Here is a 24,296-nt window from a genome sequence, read left to right as displayed (position 1 = left end):
GCAGCATGGGAAGGTGGACCACGTCGTTGAATTCCTTGCAGCCGTTGGTGGAAGTGCCCGGACGGGACAGCTCCTGCGCCACGTCTCGGCCCGGCACCTGGCAATGGCCGTCCGATCCGGTGCCGTCCTCAGGGCGGGCCAGGGCATCTACGCGCTGAGCGCCTTGGGGGAGGCGGAGCGGCTGGCCCTGACGGGGCGGGCCGTCCTCTTCGGCAGGTCCGCCGCCATGGCCCACGGGCTTGGGGTCCTGCACCGGCCCGAGAGCGTCGAGCTGGCCGTCCCGCGAGGGCACCGCACCAGGAAGGTCCCGGGCACCGTGGTCGCGACGCGACTCCTGCCTCCCGCTGACCTCGTGGCCAAGGGCGCAGTCCAGGCGACGTCGGTGTCCCGCACCGTGCTGGACTGCGCCGCCGCGCTGCCGTTCGCGGAGGGGCTGGCCGTCGCTGACTCGGTCCTGCGGCTCGGGAAGGTCAGCCCAGACCAGCTTGTCGAGGCGGCGGGCCGGTGGGTGGGACGGAACCGGAGGGCCCAGGAGAGGGTCCTGCACGCGATGGACGGCCGAGCAGCGAACGCCTTCGAGTCAGGGCTCCGGGCCGCGTGCCTCGAGGCCGGGGTCGTCATGGAGCCGCAGGCCTGGATCCCCACCGCCCGGGGCGACTATCGCGTCGACCTGGCCAAGCAGCGGGTGCTCGTCGCCGAGGCGGACAGCTTCAAATGGCACGGCGGGCGCGATGCCCTGCACCGGGACTGCACGAGGTACAACGAGCTCGTCCGATCAGGGTGCACCGTCCTCCGCTTCAGCTGGGAGCACGTCATGTTCGAGCGGGCCTGGATCGGCGAGGTGGTCTCGGACGTCGAGAGGCGTCTGAAACTGCACAACTCAGAGCGGAATCGGGGCAAGAGCCTGCGACCAGCCGCGTGAGTTGTGCAGTTTCTGACAGCCAGAGGTGGCGCCTCAGGCGTTCTCGAGCTCCGCGACCACGATCTTCTTCTGCTGCATGAAAACGCGGATCTGCTCGGGGCGCCTCATCAGCTCGCCCATGTTGGCCGGGATGATCTGCCAGCTGACCCCGAACCGGTCCTTGCACCAGCCGCACTGCTCGGACTCGGGCACGTGCGAGAGCTTGGACCAGTACTCGTCGATCTCCTCCTGGTCGGCGCACGAGACGACGAAGGAGATCGACTCGTTGAAGGTGAACAGCGGCCCGCCGTCGAGGCAGACGAAGTCCACGCCGTTGAGCGTGAACTGCCCGTTGATCACCTTGCCCGACGTGCCCTTGAAGTGCTCGTCGAGCGACTCGTCCGGGTACTCGTCGATCCGATTGATGCGCGAGTTCGGGAACACGCTGACGTAGTACTCCATGGCCTCCCGGGCCTGGCTGTCGAACCACAGGCACGGCTGGATGGGTGAGAGCTCTGCCATGATGACCCCTTTGCTCGTACCTGGCGTGGTCGCGGCCACGCTACGCCTCCGCGGCGGCGCAGTCGAGGCGCCGATGAGGTTCAGCGCCGGCGGCGGCGCCACTCCAGCAGGCCCTCGACCCCCGCGTACACGGCCGCGGCGACCGCGGCCCACAGGGCCGCCGTCGGGTGCGAGGTCAGGGCGAGGACGAGCGCCGCGAGGGCGAGGACAACCGTGATCCGCAGCGGCGAGCGCCGCCGGACCGAGGCCCGCCGCCCGCCGGGGCCCCGGCTCACCCGACGTGGCCCTCGCGCATGAGCTTGGCCTCTTCGAGCACGACGGCGCGCAGGTCGCCGCCGTGGGTCTCCGCGACCCGGCGCTGGCGCTGGTAGCCCGCCCCGCGGCGGATGATGCCCTCGACGTCCCGCAGCTCCACCGCGCAGCCGAGGTCCCGGGCGACGGGCTCGAGCCGGTCGAGCGTCTCGGCGAGATGCTCGGTCACGAGCTGCTCGTTGCCCGCGGCGTCGGTGATGATGATCGCGTCCAGCCCGTACCGGGCCGCGCGCCACTTGTTCTCCTGCACGTGCCACGGCGGCATGGTCGGGATGGTCCCGCCGGCGTCGAGGGCCCGGGAGGCCTCCTCGACGAGGCACTGCGTGAGCGCGGCGATGGCCCCGATCTCCTCGAGCGTCGAGAGCCCGTCGCACACTCGCATCTCGATCGTCCCGAGTCGTGGGACCGGCCGGATGTCCCAGCGGATCTCGCTGATGACGTCGATGACCCCGGTCGTGAGCATGTCCTGCACGTAGGCCTCGAACCCGGCCCAGTCGGGGAACTGGAACGGCAGCCCGGCCGTGGGCAGCTGCTGGAACATGAGCGCCCGCTGCGAGGCATAGCCAGTGTCCTCGCCGCTCCAGAACGGGCTCGACGCCGAGAGCGCCTGGAAGTGCGGGAAGTAGTTGACCAGGGCGTCCAGCACGGGCATGGCCTTGTCCCGCCGGTCGAGGCCCACATGCACGTGCACGCCGTAGATCACCATCTGCCGGCCCCACCACTGGGTGCGGTCGATGAGCTTCGCGTACCGCTCCTTGTCCGTGACCGGCTGGAGCCGCGGGGGGCTGAACGGGTGGCTCCCGGCGGAGAAGAGCTCGACGCCGAGCCGGTCCGTCACGGCGCGGACCGCGGCGAGGGACTCGGCGAGGTCGGCCTTCGCGTTCCCGACGGTGTGATGGACGCCCGTGACGATCTCGACCGTGTTGAGCAGCAGCTCCTGGTGGATGCGGGGGCAGGACTCCTCGAAGAGGTCCGCGCGCTCCGACTGGAGCTGCGAGAGGACCTGCGGGGCCACGGAGACCAACTCGCCCCCGTGCTTGTCGACGAGGGCCATCTCCCACTCGAGCCCGAGGGTGGACTGCTCGGACTGGGCGAAGTCGATCTTCAGGTATCCACCCCCGTGGGAAGCCGGCAGACAGTGCCGCCGGCGCTGGTCATTCGGTCCCTTCAGTCTAGGGCAGCCGTCGGGGGGCGGCCCCGGGCCGCGGCGCGCGCCGCCGTCATGATCGCGTCATGCCCGGGCGAGGATCTCCTCCGTCCGGGTGGAGTCGGGCAGGCAGCCGTAGCCGAGGCTCCGTCCGGGCGCGAGCCGGGCGGCGATGAACGCCTCCGCGACGGCCGACGGCGCGTTCCCGACCAGGAGCGTCGCCTCGAGGGCGAGGGCGAGGGCCTCCGCGAGGGAGCGGGCCCAGGCCTGCGCCTCCTCGGGCTCGCGGGCGGCGTCCGCCATGAGGGCGAGCGCGCGCTCGAGGTGGGCGTCGAGGACGGGATCGGCGCCCCGGTGCTCCTCGAGCTCCTCGGCGAGCACGTCGGCGGAGTCCGGCTCGCGGGTCAGCGCGCGCAGGACGTCGAGGGCCACGATGTTCCCCGAGCCCTCCCAGATGGCCATGACGGGCTGCTCGCGGTAGCGCAGGGCGAGCGGGAAGTCCTCGATGTAGCCGTTGCCGCCCAGGCATTCGATGGCCTCCGCCGCGTGCGCCGGGCCCCGCTGGCAGACCCAGAACTTGGCGGCGGGCACGGCGATCCGGGCGAACGCGCGCTCCCGGGCCGCGTCGGCCCCCGAGACGGCGGCGGGCGCCTGCGGGACGCCCGGCTCTCCGCCCGGCTCCCAGCCGGGGCGGAGGCCTCCCTCGGGAGGCGACCACACGGCGTCGTCCGCGGCGGCCAGCCGCATCCCCAGCGCCGTCGCCGCCTCGGACTCGAGCGCGAGGTCCGCGAGCACAGCCGCCATGAGCGGCTGGTCGGAGAGCAGCCGGCCGAACGCGCGCCGGTGCTGCGCGTGCCACAGGGCCTCGGCGACGCACTGCCGCATCCCGGCCGCGGTGCCCAGGACACAGTCGAGCCGGGTCTCCTGGACCATCCCGAGGATCGTGCGCAGGCCCCGGCCGGGCTCCCCGATCCGCCAGCCCAGCGTGTCCTCGAACTCGACCTCGGCCGAGGCGTTGGCCCGGTTGCCGAGCTTGGACTTGAGCCGCACGAGCCGGAACGTGTTCCGCCCGCCGCCCTCGAGCATCCGCGGGACGAGGAAGCACGAGGGCCCCTCGGGCTCTTGGGCGATGACGAGGAACGCGTCGCTCATGGGCGCCGAGCAGAACCACTTGTGGCCGGTCAGCAGCGCCGTGCCGCCGCCGGCGTCGCGCGCGACGGTCGTCGTGGCGCGCAGGTCCGAGCCGCCCTGCCGCTCGGTCATCGCCATGCCCATGAGCGCGCCGGGCTTCTGCCCGGCGGGGGCGAGCCGCGGGCTGTAGCCCGTGCCGAACAGGCGGGGAAGCCACACGCGCGCGACCTCGGGCTCGGCCAGGAGCGCCGGCACGGCCGCGTGGGTCATCGAGACCGGGCACGCATGCCCCGGCTCGGCCTGGGCGAAGAGCATGAACACCGCCGCTCGGGCCACGTGGCCGCCCGGGCGCGGGTCCGCCCACGGCGACGTGTGCGCCCCGTTCGCGACGGCCGAGGCGAGCACGTGGTGGTACGCGGGGTGGTACTCGACCTCGTCGGCGCGCTCGCCATAGCGGTCGAGGACGTGGAGCTCCGGGGCGTGCTCGTTGGCGAGCCGGGCGTACTCCGCGAACTCGTAGGAGCCGACGAGCCGGCCGACCGCCGCGAGGCTTCCGGCCGCCCACGCCGCGCCGTGGCGTGCGACGGCCTCGACGAGGGCCGCGTTGGCCGTGAACTCGTTGAGCCCCACACGGGGCGGGGGCTGGTTCCGGCCCAGCGGCTCGGGGTGCCTCTCCGCCTCGACGGCCTCGTCGGGCTGCCGTTCGCCCCGCTCCGGGGGCGGCCAGGCGGGCCCCGCGTGGGCCCGTGTCTCCGGCGGCTCCAGAGTCTCCTGGCCCGTCGGGTCGCCGTCCGTTCCGGGACGCCGGTCAACCTCCACCGGCAGGCTGCTCTCGCTCGGGGCCGTCATGCATATATTGCACACCTGTGCTGGGCCGGGGGCCAGAGGTGCGGAGTTGGCATATGAGAATGGTTCTCATATGCTGCTGGCATGCACGTCTCCCTCCTGAGTTCCCTCGATCCCCACTGCCGGGGCACTGCCGCAGCCAGGCTCGCGGCCGCGCACCGCGGCTCGGTCGTGCTCCAGCACGACCTCCTCGACGGCGGCGTCGTGCTCCGCCAGACGTACGACGGCGGGCGGCTGGCCGAGCGCGCGGAGACCCCGCTCGAGCACGGCTGCCTCACCTGCACGGTGCGCCTCGATGTCGTCCCGGCCATCGAGCGGCACCTCGCCGCCGGGACTGAGCACCTTGTCGCGGCCCTCCCGGCGGGGGTGAGCGTGGGCATGGTGCTCGCGGCCCTCCGCGAGGCGTTCGGGCTCGACCCCGACGGCCGCGGGATCCATGCCCCGCTGCGCATCGACACCACGGCGCTCGCCGTGGACCCCTCCGCCCTCGAGGAATCCATCTGGGAGCGCGGAACGCTCTTCGAGTCCTCCCTCACGGCCTCGCCGGACGACGACCGCACGCCGGGGGAGTTCCTCGTCGGCGAGCTAGCCGCCGCGGACACTGCCTTCGCCGTCCCCGGCCTCGCCGCGAGCCTGCTCGCGACCGGGGCCGAGACGTCGCCCGCCTGGGCGCGCGGCACCGAGCTGCTGTCCGAGATCGCGCCGCACGCCGCCGTCGTGCGCCCGGACGAGGACTACCGCCCGGGCTGCTTCGACGGCCCCGAGGCCGCCGCCCGCTCGCGGCGCGGCGAGGTCCGCGTGCCCGCCGCCGGCCTGTCCGGGCGGTTCGGCACGCTCCACCACCGGCTCGAGCGGCCGCTGCACCCCGGCCGCCTGCGCGACGCCCTGCCGGAGCTCGCGGCGGGCAGCCACTGGCTCCGCGGGCGGCTGTGGGTCGCCTCGGCGCCGGGGCAGCGGATCGCGATCAACGGCGTCGGCCCGCGCGTGTGGTTCGAGGCCACCGGGCCCTGGCCCGAGGCCCCCGAGACGCCGGGGGCGCCGCGGCGCTGCACCGAGGTCGCGGTCACGGCCGACGCCGAGGACCTCGACGCCGAGCAGTTCCGGGGGCTGCTCGACGGCTGCCAGCTGAGCCCCGCCGAGCTCGCCGCCGGCCCCGACGCCCTCGCGTCCGATCCGTTCGGCTTCGCCGACGCCTGACCCGCTCCACCCTCAACCAACTACTGGAGGTACCGCCATGAAGGTCCGCAACTCGCTGCGCGCTCTCAAGAAGATCCCGGGGGCGCAGATCGTGCGCCGCCGCGGGAAGACGTTCGTGATCAACAAGAAGAACCCGCGCTTCAAGGCCCGCCAGGGCTAGTGCCGGCCGTCGCGGGTGGGTTCGGGGCCGGCGCGGCACTAGCCTTGGTGCCGTGCCGATCCTGAACAAAGACATGACCCTGTGCATCTCGCTCTCGGCCCGGCCGAGCAACAACGGGACGCGCTTCCACAACTTCCTCTACGAGGCGCTCGGCCTCAACTGGATCTACAAGGCCTTCGCGCCCACGGACCTCGGCCAGGCGATCGCGGGCGTGCGCGGCCTCGGCATCCGCGGCTGCGCCATCTCGATGCCGTACAAGGAGGAGGTCATCGCGATGGTCGACAAGATGGACGCCTCGGCCGCGGCGATCGATTCCGTCAACACGATCGTCAACGACTCCGGGGTCCTGACCGCGTACAACACGGACTACACGGCGATCGCGCAGCTCATCGAGAGGAACGCGATCGACCCGGCGTCGTCCGTGCTCCTGCGCGGCTCCGGCGGGATGGCCAAGGCGACCGCCGCGGCGTTCCGCGACGCGGGCTTCGGCGACGTCGTCATCGTGGCGCGCAGCGAGGCCTCCGGGCGGGCGCTCGCAGACCTCTACGGGTACACCTGGGAGCCGACCGTCGAGGCGGCGCTCGAGGACGCCCCGGCGGACGTCGTCGTCAACGTGACCCCGATCGGCATGGCCGGGGGCCCGGAGGCGGACGCGCTGTCCTTCCCGCAGGAGGTGATCGACGCGGCATCGATCGTGTTCGACGTCGTGGCCGTCCCCGCCGAGACCCCGCTCATCCGCGCCGGCCGGGAGGCTGGCAAGACCGTCATCACGGGCTCCGAGGTCATGACCATCCAGGCGCTCGAGCAGTTCGTCCTGTACACGGGCATCACGCCGACGCCGGAGCAGGTCGCGGCGGCGGAGGAATTCATGCGCGCCCAATAGCGCCCGCCCCCGTTGCGGGGTCACGTCTCAACGTTGCGGGGTCACGTCTCAACGTTGCGGGGTCACCTTTCAGGGATGCGGGGTCACACTGACCCCGCATCGCAGAGAGGTGACCCCGCATCGTTGGGAGGTGACCCCGCATCGCAGGGAGGTGACCCCGGATCTCAGGCGGGCTCGACGACCGCGGCGACCCGGTGCTCGCCGATCCGGGTCAGCACGAGGGTCGCCTTGCCGGTCGCGTCCTTCTTCTGCCCGGCAAGGAGCACCTTCCGCAGCTCGTCGGGCGTGACGGCGGCGCCGCGCTTCTTGATCTCGAGCACGCCGATGCCCTGCTCCCGCACCCACGCGCGCAGGGCCTTGACGTGGTACGGGCGGACCTCGAGGACCTTGTAGGCCCGCGCGAACGGCGTCTCGACGAGCTCAGGCGCGCACACGTACGCGATGTGCGGGTCTAAGAGGTGCCCGCCGATCCGCTCGGCGAACTCGGCCACGAGCCCGGCCCGGATCACGGCGCCGTCGGGCTCGTACAGGTAGCCCTCGAACGGCCCCACGTGCGGCTGCGCGCCGCCGCCGAAGTCCGTCTCGGCCACGAGCTCGGCCGCGCTACCGTGCCCGAGCACGAGGGCCGCTCGGCGCACGGTCGGGCGCCGAAGGGCGTTGAAGTAGAGCGCGACCTCGGCCACGTCGCCGTCGACCGAGACCCATTGCGCCTCGCACCCGGCCGGGACGGACTCGTGCGGCAGCCCGGGCCCGAGCTTGACCCCGACGGGCAGCCCGCGCGCAGCGAGCGACTCGACGAAGGACAGCGGCGGCGAGAACGCCTCGGGGTCCCAGATCCTGCGCGTCCCCGAGCTCGACGTCTCGCGCCGCGCGGGGTCGAGCCACACGCCGTCGACCCCCTCGAGCGGCACCGACTGGGCGTCGGCGTGCACGACGCGGGCCTCCGGGAACGGCATGAGGTTGACGGTCGCGCACGCCGCCGTCGCCTCGTCGACCTCGACGGCGGTGACCTCCAGGTCGAGGGAGGCCATCGCGAGGGCGTCCGCGCCGAGCCCGCAGCCGAGGTCCGCGACGTGCCGCACTCCGGCGTCGACGAACCGGCGTGCGTGCCGCGCCGCGACCGAGAGCCGCGTGGCCTGCTCGAGCCCCGCCCGGGTGAAGAGCATCTGCGACGCGAACTCGCCGAACTTCGTCGCGGCGCGGGCGCGGAGCCGGGCCTGGCTCAGGACGGCGGCGACGAGCTCGGAGGAGTGGCCCTCCTTGCGCAGCCGGGAGCCGAGCGTGAGCGCGTCCTCCTCGCGGTAGGGCCCGAGCGAGTTGAGCAGGTCCCACCCCTCGGAGGTCAGGAGGGGTGCGAGCTGGTCCGGGGCGTTCTCGTCGTGGGCCATGCATCCAGCGTAGTTCGATAGGGTTGACAGCATGGAGACGACCCCGACTGTCCCCCCGTCCGCGCATGGTGGAAGGGGCCTCGCCCAGCTCGCGCGCCCCGTCCTGATCGTGGGCGTCGTCGTCGTGGTCGTCGCGGGCCTGCTCTTCGCCGTCGTCCTGGGCCTTGACGCGTTCACCGCGACGGTGTACTCCGTCGGCGGGAAGAGCATCAGCGACCCGACGCCCGAGGCCGCCGCGCTCCGCGACCAGTACGCGGGTGCCAAGGTCGCCGCGATCATCGGGCTCGTGCTGGGCGCGATCGCCGTCGTGGGTGCCGCCGTCGCGATGTACGCGACGCGCGGCCGGGACGCGGACGACGACGGCGGCGGCCTGAGCTTCGACGAACTCACCCGGGACTAGCGCGAGCGGCAGCGCCCGGAGCGACACCCTTGGCACTCGCCTTGACCGAGTGCCAGCCCGCTCACTAGAGTCGCAGTAGCACTCGGCACCGTCGAGTGCTAACCATGTCAGGCACGCTCCCGGCACCCGCGACGACGGTTGCTTGCCCGGCTCCCTACCCGTGAACCCGTTCATGAAAAGGAGAGATCCGTGTCGGTCTCCATCAAGCCCCTCGAGGATCGCATCGTCGTCAAGCCGCTCGAAGCGGAGCAGACCACGGCTTCCGGCCTCGTCATCCCGGACACCGCCAAGGAGAAGCCGCAGGAGGGCGAGGTTGTCGCCGTCGGCCCCGGCCGCGTCGATGACAACGGCAACCGCGTCCCGGTCGACGTCACGGTCGGCGACGTCGTCCTCTACTCCAAGTACGGCGGCACCGAGGTCAAGACCGGCGGCGCCGAGTACCTCGTGCTCTCCGCCCGCGACGTCCTCGCGATCGTCGTCAAGTAGCGCCGTGCGCGACACCCCGGCCGCCCAGTGCGGCCGGGGTGTCGCGCGTTGCACAGAAGGAGAAGCGAATGGCTAAGCAGCTCGCATTCAACGACGACGCCCGCAAGGCCCTCGAGGCCGGCGTCGACAAGCTCGCCAACACCGTCAAGGTCACGCTCGGCCCGCGCGGCCGCAACGTCGTCCTCGACAAGAAGTGGGGCGCGCCCACCATCACGAACGACGGCGTCACGATCGCCCGCGAGGTCGAGCTCGAGGACCCGTACGAGAACCTCGGCGCCCAGCTCGCCAAGGAGGTCGCGACCAAGACCAACGACGTCGCCGGCGACGGCACGACGACGGCGACCGTCCTCGCCCAGGCCCTGGTCAAGGAGGGCCTGCGCAACGTGGCCGCCGGCGCCGCCCCGGGCGAGATCAAGCGCGGCATCGAGGCGGCCGTCGAGGCCGTCGTCGGCCGCCTCGCGGAGAACGCGAGCGAGGTCTCCGGCCGCCAGGTCGCCAACGTGGCCGCCATCTCGGCCCAGTCCGAGGAGATCGGCGACCTGCTCGCCGAGGCCTTCGACAAGGTCGGCCAGGACGGCGTGATCACGATCGAGGAGTCCTCGACCACCCAGACCGAGCTCGTGCTCACCGAGGGCATGCAGTTCGACAAGGGCTACCTGTCTCCGTACTTCGTCACCGATGCGGAGCGCCAGGAGGCCGTCCTCGAGGACGCGCTCATCCTCATCAACCAGGGCAAGATCTCCTCGCTGCAGGAGTTCCTCCCGGTGCTCGAGAAGGCCCTCTCGGCCTCGAAGCCGCTCTTCATCATCGCCGAGGACGTCGAGGGCGAGGCGCTCTCGACGCTCATCGTGAACAAGATCCGCGGCACGCTCAACGTCGTGGCCGTCAAGGCCCCGGGCTTCGGCGACCGCCGCAAGGCCATGCTCCAGGACATCGCGACCCTCACCGGCGCCCAGGTCGTCTCCCCGGAGGTCGGCCTGAGCCTGGACCAGGTCGGGCTCGAGCAGCTCGGCACGGCCCGCCGCATCACGGTCACGAAGGACACGACCACGATCGTCGACGGCGCCGGCTCGGCCGAGGACGTCGAGGGCCGCGTCGCGCAGCTGCGCGCCGAGCTGGCCCGCACGGACTCCGACTGGGACCGCGAGAAGCTCCAGGAGCGGCTCGCGAAGCTCGCCGGCGGCATCGGCGTCATCAAGGTCGGCGCCGCGACCGAGGTCGAGCTCAAGGAGAAGAAGCACCGCATCGAGGACGCCGTGTCCTCGACCCGCGCGGCCCTCGAGGAGGGCATCGTGGCCGGCGGCGGCTCCGCGCTCGCCCACGCGGTCCGCGTGCTCGACGAGGACGAGAAGGTCAAGTCCCTCACGGGCGACGCCGCCGCCGGCGTCGGGATCGTGCGCCGCGCCCTCGTCCAGCCGCTGCGCTGGATCGCCCAGAATGCCGGCTTCGACGGCCACGTCGTCGCCGCCCGCGTGGCCGAGGCCGAGGTCAACCACGGCTTCAACGCCAAGACCGGCGAACACGAGGACCTCCTCGCGGCCGGCGTCATCGACCCGGTCAAGGTGACCCGCTCGGCGCTGCTCAACGCGGCCTCGATCGCGGCCCTCGTCCTCACCACGGAGACCCTCGTGGCGGACAAGCCGGCCGAGGACGCCGACGCGCACGCGGGCCACAGCCACTAGGCTCCGGCGCGCGCAGTACCCCGGCGGCGGGTTCCCTTCCCCACGGAAGGGGGCCCGCCGCCGTCATGCGCCCGCGTGGCCTTCCTCACGTGGCCGCCGTGAGGAATACGCGCGAGCCCGCCGAAAGTTACGATAGAAGCCACCGCACAGACCAGACCCGTAAGCACTGGCTGGTCATCAGCGCAACCGCCTCACCTCCGCCGACCCCCGGCACACGGCCAAGGAGCACTCATGACCACGCCCCAGCCCCCCGCACCCGAGCACGACCCGTTCGGCTTCCTGGGCCTGACCTACGACGACGTCCTCCTCCTCCCCGGCCCCACGGACGTCATCCCGTCCGAGGCCGACACCTCGACGCGCCTCTCGCGCCGCATCCGCCTCGGCGTCCCGATCCTCTCCGCTGCCATGGACACGGTGACCGAGGCCCGCATGGCGATCAGCCTCGCCCGCCAGGGCGGCATCGGGATCCTGCACCGCAACCTCTCGATCCAGGACCAGGCCGACCAGGTCGACCAGGTCAAGCGCAGCGAGTCGGGCATGATCACCAAGCCCGTCACGGTCGGCCCGGATGCGACGCTCCAGGAGCTCGACGACCTGTGCGCCCACTACCGCGTCTCGGGGCTGCCCGTTGTGGACGGCAACCGCAAGCTCCTCGGCATCATCACGAACCGCGACATCCGCTTCGTCCCCGGGGACCAGTTCGCCACCCGCAAGGTCCACGAGGTCATGACACCCATGCCGCTCGTGACCGCGAAGGTCGGCGTGGGCCGGGACGAGGTCATCGGCCTCCTCGGCAAGCACCGCATTGAGAAGCTCCCGCTCGTCGACGATGACGGCATCCTCCAGGGCCTCATCACCGTCAAGGACTTCGAGAAGGCGGACCAGTACCCGAACGCGACGAAGGACGACGCCGGGCGGCTCCGCGTCGGCGCCGCCGTCGGCTTCTTCGGCGACGGGTTCGAGCGGGCGATGACCATGGTCGAGGCCGGCGTCGACGTCCTCGTGGTCGACACCGCGAACGGCCACAGCCAGGGCGTGCTCGACATGATCGCCCGGCTCAAGAAGGACCCGGCCGCGGCGCATGTGGACGTGATCGGCGGCCAGGCCGCGACCCGCGAGGGCGCGCAGGCGATCGTCGACGCGGGCGCGGACGCGATCAAGGTCGGCGTGGGCCCGGGCTCGATCTGCACGACCCGCGTCGTCGCCGGCGTGGGCGTCCCGCAGGTCACCGCGATCTACGAGTCCTCGAAGGCGGCCATCCCCGCCGGCGTGCCGATCATCGCCGACGGCGGCCTCCAGCACTCGGGCGACATCGGCAAGGCGATCGTGGCCGGGGCCGACTCGGTCATGCTCGGCTCGCTCCTCGCCGGCACCGCCGAGGCCCCCGGCGACCTCGTGTTCATGAACGGCAAGCAGTTCAAGTCCTACCGCGGCATGGGCTCGCTCGGCGCGATGCAGACGCGCGGGAAGAACACCTCGTACTCGAAGGACCGCTACTTCCAGGCCGACGTCCCGAGCGACGAGAAGCTCGTCCCGGAGGGCATCGAGGGCCAGGTCCCGTACCGCGGCCCGCTCTCCGCGGTGGCCCACCAGCTCGTCGGCGGCCTGCGCCAGACCATGTTCTACGTCGGCGCGCACACGATCGACGAGCTCAAGGCCAAGGGCAAGTTCGTCCGGATCACCGCCGCGGGCCTCAAGGAGAGCCACCCGCACGACATCATGATCACCGCCGAGGCGCCCAACTACCGCCGGTAGCGCCGGTAGCGGGCACCGCGCCCCGCAAGGGCGGCGAGCACAGACGACGGCGGCCCTCACCTCGCGAGGTGAGGGCCGCCGTCGTGCGTCGGAGCCGCGGGCTGGGGAGCCTACTTCTGCGGCAGGTGCGGGTCCACGCCGTACTTCTCGGCGAGGGCCGTGAGCACGCCGTGCGCGCCCTGGATGCTGACGGAGGTCGCGAACACGCGGTCGTCGACCTCGAGGACCTCGCCCTTGAGCGTGGACCACAGCGGGTTCGACATGAACGTCGCCTTCTGCGCGCGGGACTTCTCGCCCTCGGCGGTGTCCTGGCCGAAGGCCGAGACGAGGATGAGGCCGGCGTCCGCGGTCGGGAGCTGCTCCTGGGAGAGCTCGACGAGGATCTTCTCCTTGGAGTCCGGCTGGCCCTGGGGGCGCGGGATGCCGGCGTCGTTCATGATCTCGCCGAGGAACGACGTCGAGGAGTACAGGCGCGCGGTGTCCTCGCCGGCGAAGCGGAGGTAGGAGTACGTCAGGCCCGGGTTCTTCTTCAGGATCTCCTCGCCGACGGCCTTGGCGCGGTCCTTGTACTCGGCGATGAGCTTCTCGGCGAGGTCCTTCTTGCCGAGGGCGTCGCCGAGCATGACGATGTTCTGCTTCCACGACGGGCCCGTGGAGACGGACATGATCGTCGGGGCGATCTTCTCGAGCTGGCTGTAGAGGGCCTCGTGGCGCACCTTGGCGGAGACGATGAGGTCCGGCTGCGCCTCGAGGATCTTGTCGAGGCTCGGCTCGGCGAGGGCGCCGACGTTGACGGCGTCCTTGGTCAGCCCGCTCACGTCGCCGAGGTAGGACGGGAAGGACTCGTCGCCCTTGCGGTAGGTCGTGTAGCCGGCCACCTCGGCGCCGAGGAGGAGCGCGGCGTCGGTGTAGCTCGCGTCGAGCGTGACAACGCGCAGGGGCTTCTTCTCGATCGTCGTCGAGCCCATCGCGTGCTCGATCGTCTTGGGGAACTGGGCGTCCGCGGCGGCGGTCGTCGGCGCGGCGGCCGGGGTCTGGCCGCCGCAGGCGGTGAGGGCGAGGAGGCTGAGGGCTGTGGCGGCGGCAGCCGCGACGCGAGTGATACGGGTGCGCTTCATGGGTCTCTCTGTCACAGGGGGGCAGGGATGCACGACGGCGGTGGCCCGCCATCGGGTGTCACTAAGGCAAGCCTTGCCTGAGTTTCGTCGTAGACTGTACCGGCGTGTTTCAAATACGCGCAATTCGACTTGCGTAATCCAAAGGGAGGCCAGTGGCAGCGACCCTCGTACCGCCCCGCGCCCGAGCCAGGACCCTGCCCCGCAGGCGGCCGCTGCTCGGGCTCGCCGTGGGAGCCGGCGTCCTCGCCGTGGCCCTCGCGCTGAGCCTCGCGATCGGGGGCCGCCCCACGAGCCTCGACGAGCTCGCCCACGCGCTCTTCACCCCGGACGGCTCGGTCGCGGACCTCGCGATCCGCGAGCTGCGCTGGCCCCGCACCGTCAACGGCCTCGTCGTCGGGGCGTGCCTCGGGGTGGCCGGCTGCCTGAGCCAGGGGCACACGCGCAACGCCGTCGCCGACCCCGGGCTCCTCGGCATCTACCCGGGCGCCGCTCTCGCCGTTGTGGGCGGCTCGCTCGTGCTCGGCGGGGCGGGGACGACGGCGTACGCCCAGGCCGCGCTCGCGTTCACCGGGGCGGTGGCGGCCTGCGCGGTGGTCTTCGCGGTCGGCTCTGCCACCCGGCACGGCGTGACCCCCGTGACGCTCGTGCTCGCCGGCGCCGCAGTCTCGGCGCTTGCGGGCGGGTTCGTCTCGTTCATCGTGCTCAGCTCCGACGCGGCCCTGGACACGCTGCGCTTCTGGCAGCTCGGCTCCGTGGCCGTCCGCGGCGGGCTCGTGCCCCAGATGCTCCCGTTCGTCGCCGTCGGCCTGGCCCTCGCCGCCGCGAACATCGGCCCGCTCAACGCTCTGGCCCTCGGCGAGGACACCGCTCGCTCGCTCGGCGTCTCGGTGGCCCGGGCGCGGTTCCTCGGCCTCGCGTCGCTGGCCCTGCTCGCCGCCTGCGCCGTGACGCTCGCGGGGCCGATCGCGTTCGCGGGGCTCCTCGTCCCGCACGTCGTCCGCGGCCTCGTCGGCGCCGACTACCGCTGGCAGCTGCCCGGCTGCGCCCTGCTCGGCGCGGCCCTGCTCCTGTTCGCCGACACGGCCGGGCGGGTCATCGCCCGCCCGGGCGAGCTGCCCGTCGGCGTCGTGCTCGCCGTCGTCGGCGCGCCCTTCTTCGTCCACCTGGCCCGCCGGCGCAGGCTGGTGACCCTGTGAGCCTCCTGCAGCGGGCGGGCCGGAAGGCGCCCGCCCAGGCCCCTGCGGCGGTGGTGGGGGAGAGGCGGCAGGCCGCGCGGCCCGCCCGGCCCGCCGGGGCGCGCGCCGTGCGCGTCGGCCCCGTCTCGCTCCTCGTGCGGCCCCGGCTCGTGGCGATCTCGGCCGCCGCCGTGGCGCTGCTCGTGCTCGCCGTCGTGGGCCACCTCATGCTCGCCGGCCGCCCCTTGACCCTCGCCGACGTGCTGGGGGCGCTCGCGCAGGATCCCTCCGTGCCGGCGCGGACGCAGCTCATGGTCATCGAGTTCCGCCTCCCGCGGACCCTCGCCGGCGCCGTCGCGGGCGCGTGCCTCGCGGTCTCGGGGGCGATCACGCAGACCGTCGCGCGGAATCCGCTCGCGACCCCCGAGATCCTCGGAGTCACCTCGGGCGCCTCGGTCGGGGCCGTCGCCGTCCTCGTCCTCGCGGGAGCCGGGGCCGGCGGCGCGAGCGGCGTTGCGGCCACCGTCGGCATGCCCGCTGCTGCGATGGGGGGCGCCCTCGTCTTCGGCATCGGCGTCTTCCTGCTCGCCTCACGCCGGCGGCAGGCAGCGCTCGACTCGACCCGGCTCGTCCTCGTCGGCCTCGGCGCGACCGGGTTCGCGACGAGCCTCGTGACGTGGCTCCTGACCCTCGGCGACGTCTCGAACGCCGGGCAGGCCCTGACCTGGATGATGGGCTCGCTCAACGGCCGCGACTGGGAGGCGGTGCTGCCCGCGGTCACCGCGTGCGTGCCCCTGCTCGCGATCGCCGCCTTCTCCGGGCGCTGGCTCACGCTCAGCAGCTTCGACGACGACACCTCGCGCGGCCTCGGGCTCCCGCTCGGGCGCAGCCGCCCGCTCCTGCTCCTGCTCGCCGTGCTCCTGGCCGCCGTCGGCACGGTGCTGGCCGGGCCGCTCGCGTTCGTCGCGCTCGTGTGCCCGCTAGCGGCCCGCATGGTCGGACGCACGGTCGTGCCCTCGATCGCGGTCACGGCCCTCGTCGGCGCCTCGTTCACGGTCGCGAGCGACCTCATCGCGGGCTTCACCCTCCCGCACGCCCTGCCCGTCGGCGTCCTGACCACCGTGGTCGGCGCCCCCGTCCTGATCGCCCTCGTGCTGCGGAGCCAGAGGGGACAGTGGAGGAAAGCATGAAGAATACCCAGGACGCCTCCCCGATCCTCGCCGCGGAGGGCCTGAGCCTCGGCTTCGACGGCCGCACCGTGGTCCACTCCCTCGACCTGGCCTTCGAGCGGGGGACGGTGACCACCGTCATCGGCCCCAACGGCTGCGGAAAGTCGACGCTCCTGCGCGGCCTCGGCCGGCTCCTGCGGCCCGAGTCCGGGCGCGTGACGCTCGACGGCGCGCACATCGGCTCGATGGCCCCGCGCGCCGTCGCCTGCAAGCTCAGCGTCCTGCCGCAGACGCCCCAGGCCCCGGCGGGCCTCACCGTCGGCGAGCTCGTGGCCCGCGGGCGGCACCCGCGCCAGCGCTGGTACCAGCAGTTCACGGGCGGCGACGAGCGGGCAGTCTCGGACGCGCTCGCCGCGACCGACATCTCGGACCTCGCGGGCGTCCCGCTCGAGGACCTCTCGGGGGGCCAGCGCCAGCGCGCGTGGATCTCGATGACGCTCGCCCAGGAGACCGAGCTGCTCCTGCTCGACGAGCCCACGACCTACCTCGACCTCGCCCACCAGGTCGAGGTGCTCGAGCTCGTCCAGCGGCTCAACCGCGACCTCGGCCGCACGGTCGTCATGGTGCTGCACGACATCTCCCTCGCCGCGCGCTACTCCGACCGGATCGTGGCGATGCGCGACGGGCGGATCGTCGCCTCCGGCACGCCGGCCGAGGTCATCACGCCGCGGCTCCTGTGGGACGTCTTCGGGCTCAAGGCCCAGGTCATCGCCGAGCCCACCGACGGGCGCCCGCACGTCGTGCCCATCGGCGGCTGCCGCGTGGTCCGCGCCGTGTCGTAGGGACACCTCCGGGCGGACGACGGCGGCCCTCACCCGCTCGGGTGAGGGCCGCCGTCGTCTGTGGTCGCCTAGGGGAGCTCGACCGCCTTGGCCAACTTGACCGCCTAGGCCAGGGCGATCTTCGTGTCGTCGACCTGGAACGTGGTCGCGAGGGAGTAGTCCTCGGCGCCGAGGAAGCGCAGGGTGACCGTCTTGCCCTTGAAGGCGGAGAGGTCGAGCGTCCTGAGCACGTAGGCCGAGCCCTTGTCCTTGTTCGAGAACGTCGCGAGCGTCTTCGTCGTCGTCCCGTCGATGATCTGGACGCGGAAGGTGTCGTAGGCGGTACCCGTGCCCTCCTCGCTCAGGACCCGCAGGTAGAAGGACAGGGACGCGGTGCCCGTGCCCGTGGGGACGGCGATGCGCTGGTCGAGGCGGTAGCTCGTGGACTTGCCCCAGCCGTTGAGCGCCGCGAAGCCGGAGCCGCTGCGGGCCGAGGAGCCGGTCTCGAACGTGTCCGAGTAGTTCGAGGTCCACGAGGTGCCGGCGGACTCGAAGCCCGGGTTGAGCAGCGCGTTCGCGTTCGTCGGAGTGCTGGTCTGCGTGGGGGTCGGAGTGGGCGTAGGGGTCGGGGTGGGGGTCGGCGTCGGGCTCGGCGACGCCGTGCCGAGCAGGGCCATCGTCGCGGCGGCGTCGGAGAGCCCGGCGCCGCAGCCGAGCGTGCACCCGGCGGGCATCGGCCGCGTGCCCTGCTTGAGCGTGGCCTCGACGTCGGCTGACGTCATGGTGGGCCGGGCGGCCTTGATGAGGGCGGCGAGGCCCGCGACGTGCGGGGTGGCCATCGAGGTGCCTTGGTAGAAGGCGTAGCCCGCGGCGGCCGGGACGGTCGTGCCGCTGTTGAGCGTCGAGAGGATCCCGCCGCCGGCCACGCGCACGTCGCCGCCGGGGGCCGTCAGGTCGACGGTCGCGCCGTAGTTGGAGAAGTAGGAGAGCCCGCCGCTCGGGTTGCTCGCCGCCACGGTGACGACGCCCGCGCAGTTGGCCGGCCGCGTGTTGGCCGCGTCCTGCGCCGCATTGCCCGCGGCCACGACGACGGTGGTGCCGCGGCTCACGGCGCTGTTGATCGCGTTCTGGTACGTCGTGCCGCACGTCCCGGCGCCGCCGAGGCTCATGTTGATCACGTGGGCGCGGTTCGCGATGGCCGGCACGCCCGAGACGGCACCGCCCGAGGCCCACACGATCGCATCAGCGATGTCCGAGAGCATGCCGCCGCACTTGGCCAGGACGCGCACTGGGACGACCTTCGCGCCGGGCGCGACGCCGGCCACGCCCGCCGCGTTGCCCGTCACGGCAGCGACCGTGCCGGCAACGTGCGTGCCGTGCCACGAGGAGTTCGCGGCCTGGCTCTGGCCGCACTCGCCGGCAGCGTACCAGTCGCCCTCGTCGCGCGGGTTCGCGTCGCGGCCGTTGCCGTCCCGGGCGGAGGCGGCGTCGGAGACGAAGTCGTAGCCCGGGACGATGTTCGCGTCCAGATCGGGGTGCGCCGTGATCCCGGTGTCGAGGACGGCGACGACGGCGCCGGTGCCGGTCGAGACGTCCCACGCGCCGGGGAGGCGCTGTCCGTTGGTGCCCGTGAAGTCCCACTGCTGGGAGTAGCTCGGGTCGTTGGGGGTGAGCGAGGGCTTCATGAGGGCGTCCGGCTCGACGTACTCGACGGCGCCGGAGGCGGCGATCCCGGTCATGAACGACTTGGCCTCGGTGTCGCTGAGCGCGCGGTCCGTCGCGACGAGCGTCGCACCGGTGGCGAGCTGGCGGACCTCGCGGGGGGAGAGGCCCAGCTGCTGGGCGATGCGGCCCCACGCCTTGGCGCGGGAGCTCGCGTTGGCACCCGCGGGGCCGGGCAGGAACTGGACGATGAACTGCGAGTACTGCTGCCCGGGCAGCGCGTTCTGGACGAACGCGGTGCCTGCGGCGGCGCCATTGGGGCCGGGCGTCGGATCAGGCGCGGCGAGGGCGGGGGCCGCGGCGAGCGCGGCGGAGCCGACGGCGGCGGCGAGTGCCAGGGCCAGGTGCGCCCGGAGCCGACGGGGCGTGTTCGGCATTGATTCTCCTCGTTAGCGGGCGCGGTGGAGCCCGGAAGGTGCAGGTGCGGTGGTGGGAGGCGGGTTTCGCGTATCGTCCGCGTTCCGCCGGGTCAGTGATTCCAGAGTAGGATCGGCACCCCCGGCGCAGGCGCAGGGGAGCCCCAGCTTGAGCACAGGATTCCCCGGGCAAGGACGGCGTCCCCGGCCATGTGCCCCGGGCTCCGGCGCGGGCGCCCCAACCCCGGTCCAGTAAGGTAGGAGCCGTGACTTACGAGATCGAGATCGGCCGCGGCAAGCGCGGGCGGCGTGCCTACTCCCTCGACGACATCGCGATCGTCCCGAACCGCCGGACCCGGGACCCGCACGACGTGTCCGTCTCGTGGCAGATCGACGCCTACCGCTTCGAGATGCCGGTCATCGCCGCGCCGATGGACTCGGTCATGTCCCCGGCCACCGCCATCACCCTCGGCAAGCTCGGCGGCCTTGGCGTCCTCGACCTCGAGGGCCTGTGGACGCGGTACGACGACCCGGAGCCCGTGCTCGAGGAGATCGCCGCGCTCGAGGGCGGCTCGTCGAGCCCCGCCGTGACGCGGCGCCTCCAGGAGCTCTACTCCGAGCCGGTGCAGCCCGATCTCATCACCTCGCGCCTCGCCGAGATCCGCTCCTCGGGCGTCACCGTGGCCGGCGCGCTCACGCCGTCGGGCACCGTCCAGCACTACAAGACGGTCCTCGCGGCGGGCGTCGACCTCTTCGTCATCCGCGGCACGACCGTCTCGGCGGAGCACGTCTCCAAGACGCACGAGCCGCTGAACCTCAAGAAGTTCATCTACGAGCTCGACGTGCCTGTCATCGTCGGCGGCGCGGCCGGGTACACGCCCGCGCTGCACCTCATGCGCACGGGCGCCGCGGGCGTGCTCGTCGGCTTCGGCGGGGGAGCGACGACGACCACGCGCCGGGCCCTCGGGATCCACTCGCCGCTCGCCTCGGCCATCAGCGACGTCGCGGCCGCCCGCCGCGACTACATGGACGAGTCCGGCGGACGCTACGTGCACGTCATCGCCGACGGCGGGATGGGCACCTCCGGGGACATCGTCAAGGCGATCGCGATGGGGGCCGACGCCGTCATGCTCGGCTCCGCCCTGGCCCGCGCCGACGAGGCGCCCGGCCGCGGCTGGCACTGGGGCGCGGAGGCGCACCACGCCGAGACCCCGCGCGGCGAGCGGGTCAACGTCGGCACGGTCGGCCCCATGGAGGAGGTCCTCTTCGGCCCCGGGCACGATGCCGGCGGCAAGGCCAACCTCATCGGCATGCTGCGCCGCTCGATGGCCACCACGGGATACTCGGACCTCAAGGAGTTCCAGCGGGTCGACGTCGTCGTGTCCCCCTACGCGGGCCGCTGAGGCTGCCTAGACTCTCGTAGGAGCAGGTTTCACCGAGCTGAAGGGGGCCTGGCATGACGGGGAGGCTCAGCCCGGAGGGCCGCGAGGCGGCGCTCGCGCGGATGCGCGAGAGCAGCGAGCACGGCCGCGAGCTCGACGTGCTCATCGTCGGCGGGGGGATCGTCGGCGCGGGCGCCGCGCTCGACGCCGCGACCCGAGGACTCGACGTCGGCATCGTCGAGGCCAGGGACTGGGCCTCGGGGACCTCCTCGCGCTCGTCCAAGCTCATCCACGGCGGCCTGCGCTACCTCGAGATGCTCGACTTCGGCCTCGTGCAGGAGGCGCTCCAGGAGCGCGGGCTGCTCCTGCAGCGCATCGCCCCGCACCTCGTGCGCCCCGTGCCGTTCCTCTACCCGCTCACGCGGCGCTTCTGGGAGCGCCCGTACGTGGGCATCGGCATGCTCCTCTACGACACGCTCGGCCTCACGAGCGGGCACAGCAACGGCGTCCCGGTGCACAAGCACCTCTTCCGCCGGGGCACCCTGCGCGCCGCCCCGAGCCTGCGCGAGGACGCCATGATCGGCTCCATCCGCTACTACGACGCGCAGGTCGACGACGCGCGGATGGTCGTCTCGGTCGTCCGCACCGCCGCGCACTACGGCGCGCACGCGGCGAACCGCGTCGCCGTCGTCGACTTCCTCCGCGAGGGCGAGCGGGTGGTGGGCGCACGGGTGAAGAACCAGGAGGACGGCTCCGAGTTCCCGGTCCGGGCCAAGCAGGTCATCAACGCCACGGGCGTGTGGACCGACGAGACCCAGGCCCTCGTCACCGACCGGGGCCAGCTCAAGGTGCGGGCGTCCAAGGGCATCCACCTCGTCGTGCCGCGCGACCGCTTCCAGTCCACAGTGGGGCTCATCCTGCGCACGGAGAAGTCGGTCCTCTTCGTCATCCCGTGGGGCCGGCACTGGATCATCGGCACGACCGACACCGACTGGCGCCTCGACAAAGCCCACCCCGCGGCCTCGAGCAAGGACATCGACTACGTGCTCGACCACGTCAACCGGGTGCTCAAGCGGCCGCTCACCCGCGAGGACGTCGAAGGGGTCTACGCGGGGCTGCGGCCCCTGCTGGCGGGGGAGAACGAGTCGACGGCGAAGCTCTCGCGCGAGCACGTCGTCGCCCACCCCGTGCCGGGGCTGGTCGTCATCGCCGGCGGCAAGTTCACGACCTACCGGATCATGGCGCGCGACGCCGTCGACGAGGCCACGCGCGCGATGGACGAGCGCGTGCCGCCCAGCTGCACAGACCGCGTCCCGCTCGTCGGGGCGGACGGCTTCCGGGCGGTGTGGAACCGGCGCCAGCGCCTCGCCGACAAGGCGGGGGTCCACGTGGCCCGCGTCGAGCACCTGCTCAACCGGTACGGCTCCCTGGCCCGCGAGGTCCTCGACCTCATCGCCGAGCGGCCCGAGCTCCGCGCGCCCCTGCCCGGCGCCGACGACTACCTCGCGGCCGAGGTCGTCTACTCGACGACCCACGAGGGTGCCCGCCACGTGCACGACATCCTCACCAGGCGCACGCGCATCTCGATCGAGGCGTGGGACCGCGGGGTCTCCGCGGTGCCGGTCGTGGCGGACCTCATGGCGCCCCTGCTCGGCTGGAGCGACGTGCAGCGGGACAAGGAGGTGGCCCACTACCTCGCCCGGGTCGAGGCCGAGCGGCTGAGCCAGCAGCAGCCCGACGACGAGTCGGCGGACGCCGCGCGGATGGGTGTCGACGACATCGTCCCGGTAAAGTAGCACCATGCCCCTCCCCGGACCGTTCGACCGCTATGACGCCCAGCTGACGACGCCGGGCCTCGTCATCCTCGAGATGGTCGCGGAGGACCGGGCGGACGCCGCGCGCCAGCTCGCCCAGCGGCTCAAGGACTCGGGCCGCGTCGACGACCTGGACGCCTTCCTCGCCGACGTCGCCTCGCGCGAGCACCAGCTCGCGACGGGCCTCCCGGGCGGGATCGGCCTCCCGCACGCGCGCAGCGAGCACGTCCTCCAGCCCTCGATCGCGGTCGGCGTGGCCAAGTACGGCCACCCCCTCGACTTCGGCGCGATGGACGGCCCGGCCAACGTCGTCCTGCTCATCGCCACCCCCGCCTCCTCGTTCTCCGAGCACCTCGAGGTGCTCGCGACCCTCGCCCGGTCCCTGTCCAAGGAGGGCTTCCGCGAGTCCCTGCGCCGCGCCAACGACGCGGACATCATCGCCGAGCTCATCAACTCCTCCCTCGTCTTCGCGGACCACTAGACCGGGGCCCCGGGGCCCGTTTGCGTTTTCTACAGCGTGTCGGAGTACCGTTAATGGGTGCTCCGAACTGCCCTCAAGCCCCAGTGGATCGCAGCGCTCGTCGGAGCGCTCCTGGTCTCGTGGGTGTTCGTGCTCCTGAGCCAGTGGCAGTTCTCCCGCTCCGTCTCCGAGGCGCCCCCGGCCGTGCGCACGACCGAGGAGGTCCGCCCGCTCACCGAGGTGATCCGCCCGGGCGAGTTCTTCCCCGCGTCCGCCGCGGACCAGATGGTCAGCGCCGAGGGCAGCTTCGACCCCGCCCGGCAGGTCCTCGTGCGCGATCGCCTGCAGGACGGCCGCAAGGGCTGGTGGGTCGTCACGGCGTTCGCGGTCGACGGCGCGCCCTCCGTCGGCGGGGAGGCCGGCACCGTGATCCCGGTCGCCCGCGGCTGGGTGAAGGCACCCGAGGACGCCGGCCCGCCGCCGTCGGGCCCCGTCCGGCTCACGGGGCGGCTCCTGCCGTCCGAGGCCCCCGCAGCCGAGAAGGACCTTGCCGAGGGCGAGGTCGCGACTCTGTCCGTCGCGCAGCTTATCAACCTCTGGGACGTGCCGAGCTACCCCGGGTTCGTCGCCTCGACGTCCGAGGTCACCCCCGAGGGCGATGTCTCCGCCGCGGCCGGCGGAGGCCTCGAAGCGCTCACGATCGAGCCGCAGCCCCTCGAACAGCCGGTCAACTGGCTCAACGTCTTCTACGCCGTCGAGTGGTTCGTCTTCGCCGGCTTCGCGGTCTTCCTGTGGTGGCGGCTCGTCCGCGACGACTACGAGCGCACGCAGGACGCGATCGCCGATGCGGCTGCCGCAGCAACCGACCCAGTACCCCCCGGCGACGCCGGGCCCGCCCGAACCGGAGGAACACCGTGATCGATCCCCAGCCCGCCGCGGGCCGTACCGTGAGGCAGCGCCGCTTCGGCGGGACCGTCGCGCAGATCAGGACCGCGCTCAAGCTCTACCGTGTGCTGGCCTACTCGACAGGCATCATGCTCCTGCTCCTGTGCGCCGAGATGACCGCCCGCTACGCGTTCGGGAAGTTCCTCTACGCAGGCGGCACCGACGCCCTCACGGGCCAGCCGTTCGGCTTCGGCCTCGCCGACGCAGAGCCCGCCGGCGTCCTCGGCGGGGTGAACCTCTCGATCGCGATCCTCATCGTGCACGGGTGGATGTACGTCGTGTACCTCATGTCCACCTTCCGTCTCTGGACGCTCATGCGCTGGCCCTTCGGGCGGTTCATCCTCATGGCGCTCGGCGGCGTCGTGCCGTTCCTGAGCTTCTTCGTCGAGCGCAGGATGCACGCCGAGGCCGAGCGGGAGCTCGAGGCGCACCCCGAGGCGGGCCAGGGGTACTGAGGCGGGCGCCACACCCGCCGTCGTCCGTGAGGCGGGGGCCACACCCGCCGCGGCCGGGCCCGCGCGTTC

23 protein-coding genes are annotated in these 24,296 nt (G+C 72.7%); 16 read left to right on the top strand and 7 right to left on the bottom strand.

The features are described 5' to 3' along the window. Positions 1–13: 13 nt before the first annotated feature. Positions 14–922, top strand: a complete 909-nt coding sequence (locus tag ACUYMY_RS12730) for a type IV toxin-antitoxin system AbiEi family antitoxin domain-containing protein (protein ID WP_481703909.1) — start codon at positions 14–16, stop codon at positions 920–922. Positions 923–955: 33 nt separating this feature from the next. On the opposite strand, the gene ACUYMY_RS12725 is transcribed toward ACUYMY_RS12730, so the two are convergent. The 4 genes from ACUYMY_RS12725 to ACUYMY_RS12710 all read right to left on the bottom strand — a co-directional run bounded on the left by ACUYMY_RS12725 (position 956) and on the right by ACUYMY_RS12710 (position 4,862). Then, on the bottom strand, positions 956–1,423 hold the full coding sequence (locus tag ACUYMY_RS12725; protein WP_481703908.1) for a VOC family protein: 468 nt from the start codon (positions 1,421–1,423) through the stop codon (positions 956–958). 80 nt (positions 1,424–1,503) lie between these two features. Beyond that, positions 1,504–1,698: a YwiC-like family protein gene (locus ACUYMY_RS12720; protein WP_481703907.1), complete on the bottom strand. Its 195-nt coding sequence runs from the start codon at positions 1,696–1,698 to the stop codon at positions 1,504–1,506. Further along, the gene (locus tag ACUYMY_RS12715) at positions 1,695–2,843 is read right to left on the bottom strand and encodes a glutamate--cysteine ligase (protein WP_481705056.1); all 1,149 of its coding nucleotides are present in this window, start codon (positions 2,841–2,843) and stop codon (positions 1,695–1,697) included. The genes ACUYMY_RS12720 and ACUYMY_RS12715 overlap by 4 nt, the downstream gene beginning before the upstream one ends. 123 nt (positions 2,844–2,966) lie before the next feature. Further along, positions 2,967–4,862 carry an acyl-CoA dehydrogenase family protein gene (locus ACUYMY_RS12710; protein WP_481703906.1) on the bottom strand — a complete coding sequence of 632 codons (1,896 nt, stop codon included), beginning with the start codon at positions 4,860–4,862 and terminating at the stop codon, positions 2,967–2,969. Between the two features lie 81 nt (positions 4,863–4,943). Between ACUYMY_RS12710 and ACUYMY_RS12705 the strand changes: the two genes are divergently transcribed. Genes ACUYMY_RS12705 through ACUYMY_RS12695 form a run of 3 tightly spaced genes read left to right on the top strand, consistent with a single transcriptional unit; the run spans position 4,944 to position 7,099 of the window. Beyond that, positions 4,944–6,056 carry a GTP-binding protein gene (locus ACUYMY_RS12705; RefSeq protein ID WP_481703905.1) on the top strand — a complete coding sequence of 371 codons (1,113 nt, stop codon included), beginning with the start codon at positions 4,944–4,946 and terminating at the stop codon, positions 6,054–6,056. 37 nt (positions 6,057–6,093) lie between these two features. Next, positions 6,094–6,216 (top strand): type B 50S ribosomal protein L36, encoded by a 123-nt coding sequence (gene ykgO / locus ACUYMY_RS12700; protein ID WP_077489928.1) that lies wholly within the window; start codon positions 6,094–6,096, stop codon positions 6,214–6,216. Between the two features lie 52 nt (positions 6,217–6,268). Then, the gene (locus ACUYMY_RS12695; protein WP_481703904.1) at positions 6,269–7,099 is read left to right on the top strand and encodes a shikimate 5-dehydrogenase; all 831 of its coding nucleotides are present in this window, start codon (positions 6,269–6,271) and stop codon (positions 7,097–7,099) included. Positions 7,100–7,263: 164 nt separating this feature from the next. Here the strand turns inward: ACUYMY_RS12695 and ACUYMY_RS12690 are convergent, their stop codons facing one another. After that, positions 7,264–8,487 (bottom strand): class I SAM-dependent methyltransferase, encoded by a 1,224-nt coding sequence (locus ACUYMY_RS12690; RefSeq protein ID WP_481703903.1) that lies wholly within the window; start codon positions 8,485–8,487, stop codon positions 7,264–7,266. A gap of 31 nt (positions 8,488–8,518) precedes the next feature. On the opposite strand from ACUYMY_RS12690, the gene ACUYMY_RS12685 reads away from it, so the two are divergent. The 4 genes from ACUYMY_RS12685 (at position 8,519) to guaB (ending at position 12,810) form a co-directional block, all read left to right on the top strand. Continuing rightward, a complete protein-coding gene (locus tag ACUYMY_RS12685) occupies positions 8,519–8,887 on the top strand; it encodes a hypothetical protein (RefSeq protein ID WP_481703902.1) in 369 nt (122 codons plus the stop codon). A gap of 189 nt (positions 8,888–9,076) precedes the next feature. After that, positions 9,077–9,373 (top strand): co-chaperone GroES, encoded by a 297-nt coding sequence (gene groES, locus ACUYMY_RS12680; RefSeq protein ID WP_066499141.1) that lies wholly within the window; start codon positions 9,077–9,079, stop codon positions 9,371–9,373. Between the two features lie 68 nt (positions 9,374–9,441). Beyond that, positions 9,442–11,055 (top strand): chaperonin GroEL, encoded by a 1,614-nt coding sequence (gene groL / locus ACUYMY_RS12675; RefSeq protein ID WP_481703901.1) that lies wholly within the window; start codon positions 9,442–9,444, stop codon positions 11,053–11,055. Between the two features lie 231 nt (positions 11,056–11,286). Then, positions 11,287–12,810, top strand: a complete 1,524-nt coding sequence (guaB, locus tag ACUYMY_RS12670; protein ID WP_481703900.1) for an IMP dehydrogenase — start codon at positions 11,287–11,289, stop codon at positions 12,808–12,810. A gap of 110 nt (positions 12,811–12,920) precedes the next feature. Here the strand turns inward: guaB and ACUYMY_RS12665 are convergent, their stop codons facing one another. Next, entirely contained in the window at positions 12,921–13,928 is a 1,008-nt protein-coding gene (locus ACUYMY_RS12665) for an ABC transporter substrate-binding protein (RefSeq protein ID WP_481703899.1), read from the bottom strand. Between the two features lie 152 nt (positions 13,929–14,080). On the opposite strand from ACUYMY_RS12665, the gene ACUYMY_RS12660 reads away from it, so the two are divergent. Genes ACUYMY_RS12660 through ACUYMY_RS12650 form a run of 3 tightly spaced genes read left to right on the top strand, consistent with a single transcriptional unit; the run spans position 14,081 to position 17,114 of the window. Continuing rightward, on the top strand, positions 14,081–15,124 hold the full coding sequence (locus ACUYMY_RS12660; RefSeq protein ID WP_481703898.1) for a FecCD family ABC transporter permease: 1,044 nt from the start codon (positions 14,081–14,083) through the stop codon (positions 15,122–15,124). Further along, positions 15,121–16,293, top strand: coding sequence for a FecCD family ABC transporter permease (locus tag ACUYMY_RS12655; RefSeq protein ID WP_481703897.1), 1,173 nt, complete (start codon positions 15,121–15,123; stop codon positions 16,291–16,293). Before ACUYMY_RS12660 ends, ACUYMY_RS12655 begins: the two co-directional genes overlap by 4 nt. Further along, on the top strand, positions 16,290–17,114 hold the full coding sequence (locus ACUYMY_RS12650; RefSeq protein ID WP_481703896.1) for an ABC transporter ATP-binding protein: 825 nt from the start codon (positions 16,290–16,292) through the stop codon (positions 17,112–17,114). The genes ACUYMY_RS12655 and ACUYMY_RS12650 overlap by 4 nt, the downstream gene beginning before the upstream one ends. Before the next feature lie 104 nt (positions 17,115–17,218). Here ACUYMY_RS12650 and ACUYMY_RS12645 read toward each other — a convergent pair whose 3' ends face one another. After that, a complete protein-coding gene (locus ACUYMY_RS12645; RefSeq protein WP_481703895.1) occupies positions 17,219–19,192 on the bottom strand; it encodes a S8 family serine peptidase in 1,974 nt (657 codons plus the stop codon). A 245-nt stretch (positions 19,193–19,437) separates the two neighbouring features. Between ACUYMY_RS12645 and ACUYMY_RS12640 the strand changes: the two genes are divergently transcribed. The 5 genes from ACUYMY_RS12640 to ACUYMY_RS12620 are packed head-to-tail and all read left to right on the top strand — an operon-like array spanning position 19,438 to position 24,227. After that, entirely contained in the window at positions 19,438–20,574 is a 1,137-nt protein-coding gene (locus ACUYMY_RS12640) for a GuaB3 family IMP dehydrogenase-related protein (RefSeq protein ID WP_481703894.1), read from the top strand. Positions 20,575–20,627: 53 nt separating this feature from the next. Beyond that, on the top strand, positions 20,628–22,349 hold the full coding sequence (locus tag ACUYMY_RS12635) for a glycerol-3-phosphate dehydrogenase/oxidase (protein WP_481703893.1): 1,722 nt from the start codon (positions 20,628–20,630) through the stop codon (positions 22,347–22,349). A gap of 4 nt (positions 22,350–22,353) precedes the next feature. Further along, positions 22,354–22,848 carry a PTS sugar transporter subunit IIA gene (locus ACUYMY_RS12630; protein WP_481703892.1) on the top strand — a complete coding sequence of 165 codons (495 nt, stop codon included), beginning with the start codon at positions 22,354–22,356 and terminating at the stop codon, positions 22,846–22,848. Between the two features lie 57 nt (positions 22,849–22,905). Then, a complete protein-coding gene (locus tag ACUYMY_RS12625; protein WP_481703891.1) occupies positions 22,906–23,745 on the top strand; it encodes an SURF1 family protein in 840 nt (279 codons plus the stop codon). Next, entirely contained in the window at positions 23,742–24,227 is a 486-nt protein-coding gene (locus ACUYMY_RS12620) for a DUF3817 domain-containing protein (RefSeq protein ID WP_481703890.1), read from the top strand. Before ACUYMY_RS12625 ends, ACUYMY_RS12620 begins: the two co-directional genes overlap by 4 nt. Positions 24,228–24,296 lie beyond the last annotated feature (69 nt).

The sequence above is a fragment of the Sinomonas sp. T428B genome, assembly GCF_056780155.1.
This window is presented reverse-complemented; position numbering and strand designations above follow the sequence as displayed.